The 15,480-nt window shown below is 66.6% G+C and carries 12 protein-coding genes; 6 read left to right on the forward strand and 6 right to left on the reverse strand.

What is annotated here, in order from left to right; genetic code table 11:
* Positions 1-503: 503 nt before the first annotated feature.
* A complete protein-coding gene (locus L8H00_RS13340; RefSeq protein WP_276589043.1) occupies positions 504-1,502 on the reverse strand; it encodes an SDR family oxidoreductase in 999 nt (332 codons plus the stop codon).
* 98 nt (positions 1,503-1,600) lie between these two features.
* Between L8H00_RS13340 and ligA the strand changes: the two genes are divergently transcribed.
* The 6 genes from ligA to L8H00_RS13370 all read left to right on the forward strand — a co-directional run bounded on the left by ligA (position 1,601) and on the right by L8H00_RS13370 (position 11,925).
* Entirely contained in the window at positions 1,601-3,727 is a 2,127-nt protein-coding gene (gene ligA / locus L8H00_RS13345; RefSeq protein ID WP_242097789.1) for an NAD-dependent DNA ligase LigA, read from the forward strand.
* A 170-nt stretch (positions 3,728-3,897) separates the two neighbouring features.
* Positions 3,898-7,296, forward strand: coding sequence for a carboxypeptidase regulatory-like domain-containing protein (locus L8H00_RS13350; protein WP_242097790.1), 3,399 nt, complete (start codon positions 3,898-3,900; stop codon positions 7,294-7,296).
* Between the two features lie 149 nt (positions 7,297-7,445).
* On the forward strand, positions 7,446-8,597 hold the full coding sequence (locus L8H00_RS13355; protein WP_242097791.1) for a sensor histidine kinase: 1,152 nt from the start codon (positions 7,446-7,448) through the stop codon (positions 8,595-8,597).
* Positions 8,594-9,403, forward strand: a complete 810-nt coding sequence (locus L8H00_RS13360; RefSeq protein ID WP_242097792.1) for a LytTR family DNA-binding domain-containing protein — start codon at positions 8,594-8,596, stop codon at positions 9,401-9,403. The genes L8H00_RS13355 and L8H00_RS13360 overlap by 4 nt, the downstream gene beginning before the upstream one ends.
* A gap of 22 nt (positions 9,404-9,425) precedes the next feature.
* A complete protein-coding gene (locus L8H00_RS13365) occupies positions 9,426-9,989 on the forward strand; it encodes a dihydrofolate reductase family protein (RefSeq protein ID WP_242097793.1) in 564 nt (187 codons plus the stop codon).
* A gap of 67 nt (positions 9,990-10,056) precedes the next feature.
* Positions 10,057-11,925, forward strand: coding sequence for an ABC-F family ATP-binding cassette domain-containing protein (locus L8H00_RS13370; protein ID WP_242097794.1), 1,869 nt, complete (start codon positions 10,057-10,059; stop codon positions 11,923-11,925).
* Positions 11,926-12,099: 174 nt separating this feature from the next.
* On the opposite strand, the gene L8H00_RS13375 is transcribed toward L8H00_RS13370, so the two are convergent.
* The 5 genes from L8H00_RS13375 to typA form a co-directional block, all read right to left on the reverse strand.
* On the reverse strand, positions 12,100-12,396 hold the full coding sequence (locus tag L8H00_RS13375; protein ID WP_242097795.1) for a DUF3297 family protein: 297 nt from the start codon (positions 12,394-12,396) through the stop codon (positions 12,100-12,102).
* Positions 12,397-12,484: 88 nt separating this feature from the next.
* Positions 12,485-12,877 (reverse strand): hypothetical protein, encoded by a 393-nt coding sequence (locus L8H00_RS13380; RefSeq protein ID WP_242097796.1) that lies wholly within the window; start codon positions 12,875-12,877, stop codon positions 12,485-12,487.
* A gap of 134 nt (positions 12,878-13,011) precedes the next feature.
* Positions 13,012-13,284, reverse strand: coding sequence for a Txe/YoeB family addiction module toxin (locus tag L8H00_RS13385; RefSeq protein ID WP_242097797.1), 273 nt, complete (start codon positions 13,282-13,284; stop codon positions 13,012-13,014).
* Positions 13,281-13,556, reverse strand: coding sequence for a type II toxin-antitoxin system prevent-host-death family antitoxin (locus L8H00_RS13390; protein ID WP_242097798.1), 276 nt, complete (start codon positions 13,554-13,556; stop codon positions 13,281-13,283). Before L8H00_RS13390 ends, L8H00_RS13385 begins: the two co-directional genes overlap by 4 nt.
* 37 nt (positions 13,557-13,593) lie before the next feature.
* The gene (gene typA, locus L8H00_RS13395; protein ID WP_242097799.1) at positions 13,594-15,438 is read right to left on the reverse strand and encodes a translational GTPase TypA; all 1,845 of its coding nucleotides are present in this window, start codon (positions 15,436-15,438) and stop codon (positions 13,594-13,596) included.
* Positions 15,439-15,480 lie beyond the last annotated feature (42 nt).

A 15,480-nucleotide genomic window follows, 5' to 3' on the forward strand; every position in this document is an offset into this window, starting at 1 on the left:
AATGGCGACGTAGGACAGGGCGTGGGTTCGGTCTTGCCGGAGAGCGGCGGATTTCGCGGGCCCCCTCTTCGTTACCAGCATCGCTCCGCCTGCGGCATCCGGTTCGCGCGAAGACTCGAAGACGCGAAGACGCAAAGATGGCGTGCTCGGGGCGACGCCCCTCCACGCGCACCATCGACCCGAGGCAGGAGACACGACGCCGCCGGCTCCAAGCCCGCCTCTCGGCGCCTCCGCGCGGACCGGTCCGGACCGCAGAATGGGTTCACGCGGAGGTGCGGAGGCGCGGAGGGAATAGGTGAGCGCGATGCCGTGAATAAGCACGCCTGTTCGACCATCAAGCTTTGGCGTTTAAGACCTTATCTTATTCCGTTCGCCCTGAGCTTGTCGAAGGGCCCGTTCTGCAGGCTTAGGCTCGGCCGTCGAGAGCGCGCTTCGACAAGCCCAGCACGAACGGATCTGGAGACTGGATCGGACTGACGTCGTCCCGCCCCCTGCCCCCGCATTCACGAAACGCCGCTGCCGCCGTTCGCGCCGATGATGCTGCCGCTGGTATAGCTGTTGCCCGCCTCCGCCAGCGTCACGTACAGGCCGGCCAGTTCGGCGGGTTCGCCGGGGCGGCCATAGGGGGTGTCGGAGCCGAACTTCTCCAGCCCTTCCGCCGTCTGTCCGCCGGCCACCTGGAGCGGCGTCCACACCGGGCCGGGCGCCACGCCGTTGACGCGGATGCCCTTGGTGGCGAGCTGCTTGGCGGTGCCCTTGATGAAGATCAGGATCGCACCCTTCGTCATCGCGTAATCGAGGATGTCCTTGCCTGGGCTGAACGCGTTGACCGAGGTGGTGCACACGATCGCCGAACCCGGCTTCAACAGCGGCACCGCCGCCTTCACGATCCAGAACATCGCATAGACGTTGGTCTTCATCGTCTGTTCGAACTGCGCCGAGCTGATGTCGAGGATCGACTCCTTGGCCTGCTGATACGCGGCGTTGCTGACCAGGATGTCGAGCCCGCCGAGCTGCTGCGCCGCACGCCCCGGCAGCGCCGTGCAGAACGCCTCGTCGCGGATGTCGCCCGGCAGCAGCACGCATTTGCGCCCCGCTGCGCGGATCAGTTTGGCGACGTCCTGCGCATCGGGCTCTTCGGTCGGGTAATAGTTGATCGCGACGTCGGCGCCCTCACGGGCATAGGCGATGGCGGCGGCGCGGCCCATGCCCGAATCGCCGCCGGTGATGAGCGCCTTGCGCCCGGCGAGACGGCCCGAGCCCTTGTAGCTCTTTTCGCCGCAATCGGGGACGGGAGTCATCTTGCTCTGCAGGCCGGGCCAGGGCTGCGACTGCATCTGGAACGGGGGCTTGGCGTAGAGTTCGTGCGGATCGGTCAGCGGCATCGCCCCCGCCCCTGCCCCAGCGGCGTCGGCGGGTGCGGCGATCCCGATCGCGGCGGTGGCGAGGCCGGCGACCGCTGCACCCTTCATCACATCGCGTCGGCTGGTCGAATCGGTCATGGCTAATTCCTTGGAAAGACGGGACGAGAATCGCATGGGTGCGCAAAAGGGTCCGTCGCGCTTGCAGAGGCCACGCCCCCTCCCCTAACCCTGCGCCGATGACGCCGATCCCCGCCACCGAGGCTGAAGCCGCCACCCGCCTCGAAGCGCTCGCGGGCGAGATCGCGCATCACGATGCGCGCTATCACGGCGAGGATGCGCCCGAGATCACCGACGCCGCCTATGACGCGCTGGTGCGCGAGAATGCGGCGATCGAGACGGCGTTTCCGCATCTCGTCCGCGCCGATTCGCCCTCCGCCAAGGTGGGCGCGGCGCCGGGCGGCCATCTGGCCAAGGTGGCGCATGCCCGGCCGATGACCAGCCTCGACAACGCCTTTTCGGACGAGGAGGTGGCGGAATTCGTAGGCCGCGTGCGCCGTTTCCTGAAGCTCGACGAGGGCGAGCCCGTCGCGCTGACCGCCGAGCCCAAGATCGACGGCCTATCCTGCTCGCTGCGCTACGAGGCGGGCGTGCTGGTGCAGGCGCTGACCCGCGGCGACGGCCAGGTGGGCGAGGACGTGACCGCCAACGTGCGGACGATCCCCGACATCCCCGCGGCGCTGCCCGACGGCGCGCCCGCGATCTTCGAGGTGCGCGGCGAGGTGTATATGGCGAAGGCGGATTTCGCCGCGCTCAACGCGCGGCTGCTCGCCGAGGCGGAGGATCCCGACAAGGCGCGCCAGTTCGCCAACCCGCGCAACGCCGCCGCCGGGTCGCTGCGGCAGAAGGATGCGGGGGTGACGGCCAGCCGGCCCTTGCGCTTCCTCGCGCATGGCTGGGGCGAGGCGAGCGCGGTGCCGGCGGAGACGCAGGCCGGGCTGGTGGCGCTGCTGCGCGACTGGGGCTTTCCGATCGCGGCGGGGTTCGCGCGGGTGGACGATGCCGCGGGCGCGCTCGCGGTGTATCGCGCGATCGAAGCGGCGCGGGCGGACATGGCCTATGATATCGACGGCGTCGTGTACAAGGTCGACCGGCTCGACTGGCAGGCGCGGCTCGGCCAGGTGGCGCGCGCGCCGCGCTGGGCGATCGCACACAAATTCCCCGCCGAGCGTGCGCAGACGACGCTGCGCGGGATCGACATCCAGGTGGGCCGCACCGGCGCGCTGACACCGGTCGCGCGGCTCGAGCCCGTTACGGTGGGCGGCGTGGTCGTGACCAACGCCACGCTCCACAATGCCGACGAGATCGCGCGGCTGGGGGTGCGCCCGGGCGACCGCGTCCTGGTGCAGCGCGCGGGCGACGTGATCCCGCAGATCGTCGAAAATCTCACGCCCGAGGCGGAGCGTGCGCCGTGGGTATTCCCGCAGACCTGCCCCGAATGCGGGTCCGCCGCCGAACGCGGCGAAGGCGAGGTGGTCTATCGCTGCACGGGCGGGCTGATCTGCCCGGCGCAGCGCGTCGAGCGGCTGATCCATTTCGTCTCGCGCCACGCGTTCGACATCGGTGGGCTGGGGCTGAAGCGGATCGAGGAGTTCTTCAACGACGGGCTGATCGCGTCGCCGGCCGACATCTTCCGCCTGAAGGACCACCGCGACACGCTGATCGCGCGCGAGCGGCTGGCCGATGTGTCGGTCGATAAGCTGCTCGCCGCGATCGAGGACAAGCGGCGCGTCCCGCTCGACCGCTTCCTCTTCGCGCTCGGCATTCGCCATGTCGGCGAGATCACCGCGCGCGATCTGGCGCGCCGCTACGTCTCGGTGCGCGCGCTGGGCGCGGTGCTGCGCCATGCGGTGCGGCTCTATGGCGCGACGAAGCCGGCGATCGGCGAGAGCGAGCGCAAGTTCGTCCTGCGGCGCGACCGGCTGCTGGTGGCGGCGATCGAGACGGCGGGGATCGGGCCCGAGGTGGCGGGCGCGCTGATCGCCTTCGCCGCCGAGCCGCACAACCGCCGCGTGGTGTTCGATCTGCTGCGCGAGGTGGCGCCGCTCGACGTGGTGCACGAAACGCGCGCGTCCCAGGTGTCGGGCAAGACGCTGGTGTTCACCGGATCGCTCGAGACGCTGTCGCGCGACGAGGCCAAGGCGCAGGCCGAATCGCTCGGCGCGCGCGTGGCGGGGTCGGTATCGGCCAAGACCGATCTGGTGATCGCCGGGCCGGGCGCCGGATCCAAGCTGACCAAGGCCGCGGGGTTGGGCATCGCCGTCATCAGCGAGGCGGACTGGGCCGCGATCGTCGCCGGCGGCTAGCCCCGGATCGGTTCATTTCCGTTGCCTTTTTGCAACGCAGCATGACCGGAATTTCACCTGCGCAAAACTCGGGTGGCATGTGTCACGGAACCGAAATATCCGCCGTGCAGGGGACGGCATCGGCGGGGATGCCGCAGGGCTCGAGCGTGGACGCTCCAGGGGGAATTTTGATGCGTAACAACCTTTTCATGGGTGTGGCTCTCGTCGCGCTCGTCGCACCGGCCGGCGTGATGGCGCAGGAGACGACCTCCTCCATCCGCGGTTCCGTCACCAATGCGGGCGCGCCCGTTGCCGGTGCGTCGGTCGTCGCGACCAACGTGCCCTCGGGCACGCGCTCGACCGCGACCACCGATGCGGACGGCGCGTTCAACCTGAACGGCCTGCGTCCCGGCGGCCCCTACACGGTCGAAGTGACCAGCCCGCAGGGCAACACCACCGTCACCGACATCCAGACCGTGACGACGCAGGCCTATGACCTGCCGATCGACCTCGGCGGTGCAGGCGCGGGCGGCCCGGACATCGTCGTCACGGCCGCTTCGATCGGCAAGGCCGGTTCGAACTCGCAGGGCCCGGTGACCGTGCTGACCTCGGCACAGATTGCCCAGGTCGCCACGATCAACCGCGACGTCCGCGATCTGGAGCGCCGCGATCCGTTCGCCCGGCTCGACGACACGCCCACCGGTGGCCGCGCCGTGTCGTTCGCCGGCCAGAACGCGCGCTACAACAGCTTCACGGTGGACGGCGTGCCCATCACCGACAATTTCGGCCTCAACACCGATGGCCTGCCGAGCCGGCGTTCGCCGATCCCGCTCGATGCAATCGGCCAGTTCCAGGCGAAGGTCGCCACCACCGACGTGCGCGACGGCAACTTCCAGGGCGGCCTCGTCAATCTCGTCCTGCGTTCGGGCACCAACAACTTCCAGGGCACCGGCTTCTATTCGCGCCAGACCGACGGCCTGAGCGGCGATCGCACCGGCGACCTGCGGATCAACCTGCCCAAATACGGCCAGGACAATTACGGCGCGGAACTGTCGGGCCCGCTCATCAAGGACAAATTGTTCTTCATGGTTTCGGGCGAGCGCATCCGCGGCGCCTTCCCGCTCGTGGAAGGCACGGCGACCAACAATGCCGGCACTACGATCCCCAACATCTCGCAGGCGCAGGTCGATCAGGTCGTCGCGATCGCCAAGTCCAAGTACAACTATAACGCCGGCGGCGTTCAGACCGATTCGGGCGACAAGGACGACCGCATCGTCGCGAAGATCGACTGGAACATCAGCGATCGCCAGCGTTTCGCGCTGACCGGCACCTATGCCAAGGATCAGATCAACATCAACAGCTCGAACACGTTCGTCACCGGCACGCCGGGGCTGAGCCTGTCGTCGAACAACTATATCTCGGGCAACCGCCTCTATACGATCGTCGGCCAGCTGAACTCGGATTGGACCGACAGCTTCTCGACCGAATTGCGCGGGTTCTACAAGAACTATGTCCGTCTGGCGCAGCCGCTGCTCGGCAACAATTTCGCGCAGTTCCGCGTCTGCGATGCCGCGCAATCGGATCGCGGTGCCGCCGGAAACGTGGCGACCAGCACCACCCAGGCCACCAGCTGCGCCAACGGCAGCGGCGTCATCTCGATCGGTCCGGACAACTCGCGCCAGACCAACCAGCTCAACTCGCACACCTGGGGCGGGCTGGCGCAGGCGCGCCTGACGATGAACGGCCACGATCTGCGCGTCTTCACACAGATTCAGGACACGCAGATCTTCAACGCGTTCGTGCAGAACAGCGCGGGCAACTATTATTTCGACTCGCTCGCCGATTTCCAGTCGGGCAACGCCCAGTCGCTCACCTATTCGAACGCGGTGCCTTCGGATAACCCGAACGACGCGGCGGCGCGCTTCGGCTATCAGTCCTACACCTTCGGCGTGGAGGACAACTGGCGCGTCACCGACACGCTGAACATCTCGTACGGCGCGCGCTACGATCTGTATGGCGGCCATGCGGCACCCGCGTTCAGCCCCAGCTTCACCAACCGCTACGCCAATGGCGGAGTCGTGATGGGCCAGAACACGATCATCGGGCCGAACACGCAGTTCATCAACGGCCTGGGCCTGTTCCAGCCGCGGGGCGGCTTCGACTTCAAGCCGGTCAAGAACCTGAGCATCCGCGGCAGCGGCGGCATCATCGCCGGCGGCACGCCGGACGTCTATGTCTCGAACAGCTTCTCGAACACGGGCATCCTGACCAACAGCATCACGATCCGTCAGCAGAACGGCAACAATGCGGCTGGCCAGCCGGTCTACCAGGGCGTCGATACGCAGGTGACGGGTGCCGCCGCGCTGCAAAACGTGACGGGCACGGCCATCCCGGGCGCGGTCAACACCTATCTCAACAGCGGCACCGTCTCGTCGACGGCCACGACCAACGCGCTGGCGCGCAACTTCAAGATCCCGTCGCAGTTCCGCGCCACGCTGTCGGCCGACTACAAGCTCGATCTGCTGGGTGGCCAGTGGACGGTCGGCGCCGACGGCTTCTACTCGAAGGTGCGCAACCAGGTCTATTTCACCGACATCCGCTCGGTGCCGATCGCCGGTGCGCTCACCCCGGACGGCCGCCAGCGTTATACGGGCGTGACGAGCTTCGCCGACACCAACTCGGACATCTTCCTGACCAACACGTCGAAGGGCCGCAGCTATATCGGCGTGGCGCGGTTCGATGCGGCCTGGGATTTCGGCCTCTCGCTGTTCGGCAGCTTCACCTATCAGGACGTGAAGGACCAGGCGCCGGCGACGTCGTCCACGGCCAGCTCCAACTACGCTAACGGCGCGTTCGTCGATCCGAACAATGTCGCCTACGGCATCTCGAACGATCAGGTGAAATACTTCTACAAGTACGGCGTCACCTACGATCACGCCTTCTTCCGCGACTACAAGACGACCCTCTCGCTGTTCGGCGAGACGCGCATCGGCCATCCGTACAGCTACACCTTCCTCGATCCCTCGACGGGCCGCAGCCCGATCTTCGGGACGATCGGCAGCGGGTCGCGCTATCTGATGTACGTGCCGACCTTCGGCGGCGACTCCAAGGTGTCTTACGATACCGTGGCGCATCAGCAGCAGATCGAGCAGTATTTCCAGTCGGTGGGTCTCGGCAAATATCAAGGCCAGGTCAGCCAGCGCAACGTGTTCCACTCGCCGTGGTTCACCAAGCTGGATCTCCATCTGTCGCAGGAACTGCCCACGTTCGTCGGGAAGTCGCGGATCACGGTGTTCGCCGACATCGAGAACTTCACCAACCTGCTCAACCGCAAGTGGGGCCAGATCTCGGAATATGTCTTCAACTACAACGTGGCGCCTGTCCGCGTGCAGTGCCTGACGGCGCCGGTCGCCACCGGCGTCGCCGCCACCACGGCACAGCAGGTGACGACGACCGCGCAGACCTGCGCGCAGTATCGCTACACGCCGGCCGTCACCAATGCGGACGGCAGCTTCCAGGCGCCGGCGCTGTCGGTCTATGCCCGCCAGTCGCTCTACGCGATCCGTCTCGGCGCGCGCTTCAGCTTCTAAGCCGACGCCGCCCGATCGGGTCCGAGGGGCCGCCGTTCCACACCGGAACGGCGGCCTTTCGCGTTCTTCGGCCGCGCGAACGCTCCATCCCGCCACTACGCGCGCCGCCGCTTTGCGCACGAACGCCGCGGCGTGTAGGAACCGATGCGATGTCGGCTCCTTCCCTCGCCTCTACGCCAAGCCCGTCCACGCCCGGACGCACACCCTATGCTACGCCCCTGCCCGTCGCGCGGCCGTTCTTCGAGAACAAGAGCCGCGCCTTCTGGACGCTGCAGGCGGCGGGGTGGTCGGGCTATCTCGTGCTGCGCGGGGTCGCGTCGGTGTCGAACGGGCTGACGCTGGAGGCGATCGTCCCGATCATCATCGAGGCGATCGTCGGCTATTGCATCACGCTGCTGCTCTCGACGCTCTATGGCTATTATCGCCAGCTCGCGCGGCTGCCGGGGATCGCGCTGACGGTCGTCACGCTCGCCGCCGCGGTGGGGCTGTATGCGGTGCTCGACGCCTATGCCTTCTCGTTCCAGACGAACGTGCCGGGGATCACGCTCACCCGGCTGCTCGGCTCCACCTATGTCGCCTTCACCGTGCTCGCCGGCTGGTCCGCGCTCTATTTCGCGATCAATTTCTATCTGATCGTCGAATCGCAGATCGACCAGATGCAGCATCTGGAGGTGCAGGCCTCGTCCGCGCAGCTCGCGATGCTGCGCTACCAGCTCAACCCGCATTTCCTGTTCAACACGCTGAACTCGATCTCGACGCTGGTGCTGCTGAAACAGACCGAGCGCGCCAATGCGATGCTCAGCCGGCTGTCGTCGTTCCTGCGCTATACGCTGGCCAACGAGCCGACGGCGCATGTCACGATCGCGCAGGAGATGGAGACGCTGAAGCTCTATCTCGAGATCGAGAAGATGCGCTTCGAGGAGCGGCTGCGCCCCAAATTCGAGATCGATCCGGCCGCCGAGCGCGCGCGCCTGCCCTCGCTGCTGCTACAGCCGCTGGTCGAGAATGCGATCAAATATGCGGTCACGCCGCAGGAGGACGGCGCCGAGATCCGCGTCGCCGTTCAGTTGAACGGGGAACGCGTGCAGATCGGCGTATCCGATACCGGGCCGGGCTTGAACGGCGCGCGGCAAAGTCCGAGCCTTTCAACCGGCGTCGGCATTGCCAATATACGGGAGAGGCTGGCGCAGGCGTACGGACCCGATCACCGTTTCGAGATCCGTGCGATGCCCGCGGGCGGGTTCGGGGTGGAGATCGAGATCCCCTACCAGCTGGGTGAACCGAATAGAGAGAATGCATGACCATCCGCACCATCCTCGTCGACGACGAACCGCTCGCCATCCAGGGCCTAGAACTGCGCCTGGCGGCCTTCGACGATGTCGAGATCATCGACAAATGCCAGAACGGCCGCGAGGCGATCCGCAGCATCAAGACGCACAAGCCCGATCTCGTCTTTCTCGACATCCAGATGCCGGGCTTTGACGGCTTCTCGGTGGTGCAGGGGCTGATGGAGGTGGAGCCGCCGCTCTTCGTCTTCGTGACGGCATATGGCGATCATGCGCTGAAGGCCTTCGAGGCGGATGCGCTCGACTATCTGATGAAGCCGGTGGACGAATCGCGACTGGCCGACACGATCGAACGGGTGCGGCAGCGGATGTCCGAAAAGCGCGGCGTCGAGGATGCGGACAAATTGCGCGAGGTGCTGGCCGATGTGGCGCCCGATGCCGCGGCCGACATCGCCGATGGCGCGGGCGGTGGCGGCGAGCCCGCGGCGAACCGCTTCGAACGGCTCATCAACATCAAGGATCGCGGCCAGATCTTCCGCGTCGACGTCGACACGATCGAGCGGATCGACGCGGCGGGCGATTACATGTGCATCTATACCGGCGACAACACGCTGATCCTGCGCGAGACGATGAAGGATCTGGAAAAGCGGCTCGACCCGCGCCGCTTCCAGCGCATCCACCGTTCGACGATCGTCAATCTCGATCTGGTCAAGCAGGTGAAGCCGCACACCAATGGCGAATGCTTCCTGGTGCTCAATTCGGGCGCCAGCGTGAAGGTGTCGCGCAGCTATCGCGACGTGGTGGCGCGCTTCGTCCACTGACCGGCGGCATCGGGAGAATGGCATGCGCGACCTGATCCTGAAGATGTCGATGTCGCTCGACGGCTTCGTGAGCGACCCGGAGGGCGACAACCGCTGGATGTTCGGCGGCGATCCCGAGGCGAAGGCCTGGTCGATCGCGCATCTGTGGGAGGGCGGGCTGCACATCATGGGCAGCCGGACCTTCGCGGCGATGGCATCGCACTGGCCCGGCTCCACCGATCCGTTCGCGGCGCCGATGAACGCGGTGCCCAAGGCGGTGTTCACGCAGCACGGGGCGGCGGTGCTGCCCGCCCCCTGCACCGCCGGCGGCTGGGGCGACGCCTATGTGGCGAGCGGCGACCTTGGCGAGGAAATCGCCGCGCTGAAGGCGGAGGGCGGCAAGCCGATCATCGCGCATGGCGGCGTGCGCTTCGCGCGCGGCTTGTTGGCGGCGGGGCTGGTCGATCGGCTGGTGCTGATGGTGATCCCGGTGGCGCTGGGCCGGGGCCTGTCGGTCTTCGCCGATCTGGCCGCACCGCTGCCGCTCACCCTGATCCAGGCCCGGGCCTTTCCGGGCGGTGCGGTGGCGCATATCTATCGGGCGTGATCGCGCCGCCGGAATCCGGCGCTCGCCTCCTCTCGCCGAACGATGCTGCATCTGCTAACGAGCGGCCATGCTGAACCTGAACAACATCACGGTGCGCCTGGGCGGGCGCGTCATCCTCGACGGCGCCACCGCATCGCTGCCGCCGGGCAGCCGCGTCGGGCTGATCGGCCGCAACGGCGCCGGCAAGTCGACGATGGTGCGCGTGATCGCCGGCCAGCTCGAGCCCGACGACGGCTCGGCGGACATGCCGCGCGGCGCCAAGATCGGCTATATCGCGCAGGAGGCCCCGCACGGCCAAGCGACGCCGTTCGAGACCGTGCTGGCCGCCGATATCGAGCGCGCCGCACTGATGCTGGAAAGCGAGACGAGCGAGGATCCCGACCGGCTGGGCGACGTGTACGAGCGGCTGATCGCGATCGACGCCTATACCGCGCCCGCGCGGGCGGCGCAGATCCTGCTGGGCCTGGGCTTCGACGAGGAGATGCAGGCGCGGCCGCTCGACAGCTTTTCGGGCGGGTGGAAGATGCGCGTGGCGCTGGCCGCGCTGCTGTTCTCGCAGCCCGACCTGCTGCTGCTCGACGAGCCGTCGAACCATCTCGATCTCGAGGCGGTGATGTGGCTCGAGGATTTCCTGAAAGGCTACAAGGCGACGATCGTGGTGGTCAGCCACGAGCGCGATTTCCTGAACAACGTGGTCGATCACATTCTCCACCTGCAGGGCGGCAAGATCACGCTCTATCCCGGCGGCTATGACGCGTTCGAGCGGCAGCGGGCGGAGCGTCTGGCGCAGATCGAGGCGGCGCGTGCCAATCAGGCGGTGCAGCGCGAGAAGCTGCAGGAATATATCGCCAAGAACAGCGCCCGCGCCTCGACCGCGAAACAGGCGCAGAGCCGGCAGAAGATGCTCGCCAAGATGCAGCCGATCGCGGAAAGCTATAACGATCCCACCCTCTCCTTCGGCTTTCCCAACCCGACCGAGCTGCGCCCGCCGCTCATCACGCTCGACATGGCGAGCGTGGGCTATGCGGACGTGCCGATCCTCAAGCGGCTGAACCTGCGGCTCGATCCGGACGACCGGATCGCGCTGCTGGGCCGCAACGGCAACGGCAAGACGACGCTCGCGCGGCTGCTGGCGGCGCAGCTCGCGCCGATGGACGGCCAGATGGCATCGACCAACAAGATGAAGGTCGGCTATTTCACCCAGTATCAGGTCGAGGAGCTCGACCCGACGGACACGCCGATCGAGCATATGGCGCATCTGATGAAGGGCGCCACGCCCGCCGCGGTGCGTGGGCAATTGGGGCGGTTCGGCTTTTCGGGCGACAAGGCCACGACCAAGGTGGGCAAGCTGTCGGGCGGCGAGCGCGCGCGGCTGGCACTCGCGCTCATCACCCGCGACGCGCCACACCTGCTGATCCTCGACGAGCCGACCAACCACCTCGACGTCGATGCGCGCGAGGCGCTGGTGCAGGCGCTCAACGCCTATTCGGGCGCCGTCGTGCTCGTCAGCCACGATCGCCACATGCTGGAGCTGACCGCCGACCGGCTCGTGCTGGTCGATGACGGCACGGCGCGCGAATATGAGGGCAGCCTGGACGATTATATCGCGCTGGTGCTGAAGGGCGATTCGGCCAAGGGCGACGCGGCGTCGAAGGAAAGCCGCAAGGCCGACAAGAAGGCCGCCGCCGCCAGCCGCGAGAAGGATGCGGCGCTGCGCAAGACGGTGCGCGAACTGGAGGAGCAGACCGCCAAATTCACCAAGGAGCGCAACGCGATCGACCGGGCGATGTTCGATCCGGCGACCGCCGAGCCGCGGTTCGCGCGGCTGTCGATGGGCGAACTCGGCCAACGCCGCGCCGAGGTGAATGCCAAGCTGGAAGCGAGCGAGGCCAAATGGCTGGAGGCGAGCGAGAAGCTGGAGGGCGTGGCGGCGTAGAGCGGGCTGGCATCAGATTGACCGGATCACCAGATCCGTTCGTGCTGAGCCTGTCGAAGCACGCGCTCCGGGGTCGTGCCGTCGCATCCTGAACAGGCACGTCGACATGTTCGGTGCGAACGGATCAAGGTACCGCCAGCAAACTCCAGCCTCCCGCCGCCCGGGCGGGAGCGGTCAGGCCTCGTCGATCACGTCCTGCGGGCCCGTGCCGCCGGCGGCGGCCCGTTCGAACCAGGCCTCGACCTCGCCGGACAGCTTCAGCGTCAGCGGATTGCCGTGGCGATCGACCTTCTTGCCGAGCGCGACGCGGATCCAGCCTTCGGAGATCGAATATTCCTCGACGTCGTGGCGCTCCTGCCCCTTGAAGCGGATGCCGATGCCGCGTTCGAGCAGCGGCTGATCGAAATGCGGGCTGCGCGGATTGATCGACAGGCGATCGGGGGGCGTGTCGGTGGAGGGCGTATCGGTCATGCCGCGCGCTTAGCCGCCAACATCGCCCGCACGCCACAAAAAAGCGGCGCGGGGATCGCTCCCCGCGCCGCCTTCGTCAGACCCTGGGTCAGTTGCAGACCCGAACCGGCACGTTGCGGCCGTAATACGGGTCCCAACGCCACTGGCGCCAGCAATGCGGGGCGTAATAGCCGTTATAGCCCTCATAGCCGTTGTAATAGGCCCGTGGCGGGGGCGGGGGCGCATCATAATAGCCACCGCCATAATAGCCGCCACCATAGTATCCGCGATTATGGTCGCTTGCGATCGCCGCACCGACACCCAGGCCGAGAATGCCGCCGAGCACCGCCGCACCGCCGGCACCGATCCCGCCGCGATGATAGCCACCATGGTATCCGCCGCGATAACCGCCCCAGCGCTGTGCCTCGGCCGGCGCGGTTGCCGTGAGGGCGGTCGCGGCCAGCGCGATGCCCAATCCTGCCTTCTTCAGAAACGCGTTCATCTGAAACCTCCTGTAGCGACACGCCCGGTCCGCATGTTCGTTTCAACGCACCAAGTGCGACCGTGTTTCAGGAGATAGCCGAGTCGCTCTGAACCGAAGCGGAATGCGCCGTTAAGATGAGGTTTAGGTACCGATCAGCGCGTGTGGTGATAGCGGCATTGCGCGATCTCGATCTGCTGATCGTCGCCCCTGCCTGTCATCCGGTAGACGAGGCGATGCTCCTCGGTGATGCGGCGCGACCACCATCCGTTCAGCTTTTCGCGAAGCGGCTCGGGTTTGCCGATGCCGCGGAACGGCGATCGCATCATGTCGGCAATCAGCGCGTTCAGCCGATCATGGATGGGCGGATCATTGGCCTGCCAATGCAGGTAATCCGCCCATCCCCGCGACGCGAAAACCAGCTTCATGCGCGCTTGTAGGATTGCGCCTGCTCGTCCCACACGACCGCCAGGCCTCCGCCGCGATCCAGTTCGGCAACGGCCCCATCGAGCCGTTCGGCATTTGCCGGGCTGGAGCGGAGGTACAGCGTCTCCAGCATCGCATCACATTCGCGCTGCGCGAGCATCACGACGGGCTCGCTGCCCTGTCGTGTGATGAGGATCGCGTCACGATCGTCGTTCGCGCGGTCCATGTAATGGGCCAGGCGCTTGCGCAGATCGGTATAGCCGACATGGATCATGCGTACGTCATGACGTACGCATGATCCGGAGATAATGTCAGGCGGTGACCTTGGCGCGGCTGGCCTTCTTGCGCTCGTTGGCGTCCAGGTGGCTCTTGCGCAGCCGGATCGACTTGGGCGTCACCTCGACCATCTCGTCGTCGTCGATATAGGCGATCGCCTGCTCCAGCGTGGCGCGCTTGGGCGGGGTCAGGCGGACCTGGTCGTCCTTGCCGCCGCTCGCGCGGAAGTTGGTCAGCGCCTTGGTCTTCATCGGGTTGACTTCGAGATCGTCGGGCTTGGCGTTCTCGCCGACGATCATGCCCTCGTACAGCGCTTCGCCATGGCCAACGAACAGGATGCCGCGCTCCTCGAGCGGACCGAGCGCATAGCTGTTCGCCTCACCCGCACCGTTCGAGATCAGCACGCCGTTCTTGCGGCCCTCGATCTTGCCCTTGTGGGGGCCGTATTTCTCGAACAGCCGGTTCATGATGCCGGTGCCGCGCGTATCGGACAGGAATTCGCCGTGATAGCCGATCATGCCGCGGCTGGGCGCGGAGAAGGTGATGCGCGTCTTGCCGCCCGTGGAGGGGCGCATGTCGGTCATCTCGGCTTTGCGCAGGTTCATCTTCTCGACCACCGTGCCCGAATATTCGTCGTCCACGTCGATGATGACGGTTTCGTAAGGCTCGGTCTTGTTGCCGTTCTCGTCCTGGGCGAACAGCACGCGCGGGCGGCTGATGCCGAGTTCGAAGCCCTCGCGGCGCATCGTCTCGATCAGCACGCCGAGCTGCAGCTCGCCGCGGCCGGCGACTTCGTAGCTGTCGCGATCGGCGGCTTCGGTCACCTTCACGGCGACGTTCGATTCGGCTTCGCGGAACAGCCGGTCGCGGATCATGCGGCTCGTCACCTTGCTGCCTTCGCGGCCGGCCATCGGCGAATCGTTGACCGCAAAGCGCATCGACAGCGTGGGGGGATCGATCGGCTGCGCGTGCAGCGGCTCGGTGACGGTGATGTCGGCGATCGTGTTGGCCACGGTGGCGATCGACAGCCCGGCGAGGCTGATGATGTCGCCCGCCTTGGCCTCCTCGACCGGCACGCGGTCGAGGCCGTGGAACGACAGGATCTTCGACGCGCGGCCCGTCTCGACGATCTTGCCGTCGTTATCGAGCGCGTGGATCGCCTGGTTGAGCTTGACCGAGCCTGAATTGACGCGGCCCGTCAGGATGCGGCCAAGGAACGGATCGCGATCGAGCAGCGTGACGAGGAAGGTGAATGGCACGTCCTCCACTTCCACCGCGGGTGCGGGCACATGGCTGACGATCGTCTCGAACATCGGGATCAGCGTGCCCTCGCGCGCGTCCATGTCGGTCGAGGCATAGCCGTTGCGGCCCGAGGCGTAGAGCACGGGGAAATCGAGCTGCTCGTCGTTCGCGTCGAGCGACACGAACAGGTCGAACACCTCGTCGAGCACCTCCTGGATGCGCGCATCGGGGCGGTCGACCTTGTTGACGACGACGATCGGCTTCAGGCCCAGCGCCAGCGCCTTGCCGGTGACGAACTTGGTCTGCGGCATCGCGCCTTCCGACGAATCGACCAGCAGGACGACGCCGTCGACCATGCTGAGGATACGTTCCACCTCGCCGCCGAAATCGGCGTGGCCGGGCGTGTCGACGATGTTGATGCGGATGCTTTCGCTGGCGCCCGGCGGCGTCCAGTCGACCGAGGTGGGCTTTGCGAGAATGGTGATCCCGCGCTCCTTTTCGAGATCGTTCGAATCCATCGCGCGCTCTTCGACGCGCTGGTTGTCGCGGAACGTGCCCGACTGGCGGAAGAGCTGATCGACGAGCGTGGTCTTGCCGTGATCGACGTGCGCGATGATGGCCACATTGCGGAGGCTCATGAAAATTCCTGATTATCGTGAAGGAGCGTTGCGCGCGCCCAT

Source organism: Sphingomonas sp. CROZ-RG-20F-R02-07, assembly GCF_022662335.1.
Taxonomy (GTDB): Bacteria; Pseudomonadota; Alphaproteobacteria; order Sphingomonadales; family Sphingomonadaceae; genus Sphingomonas.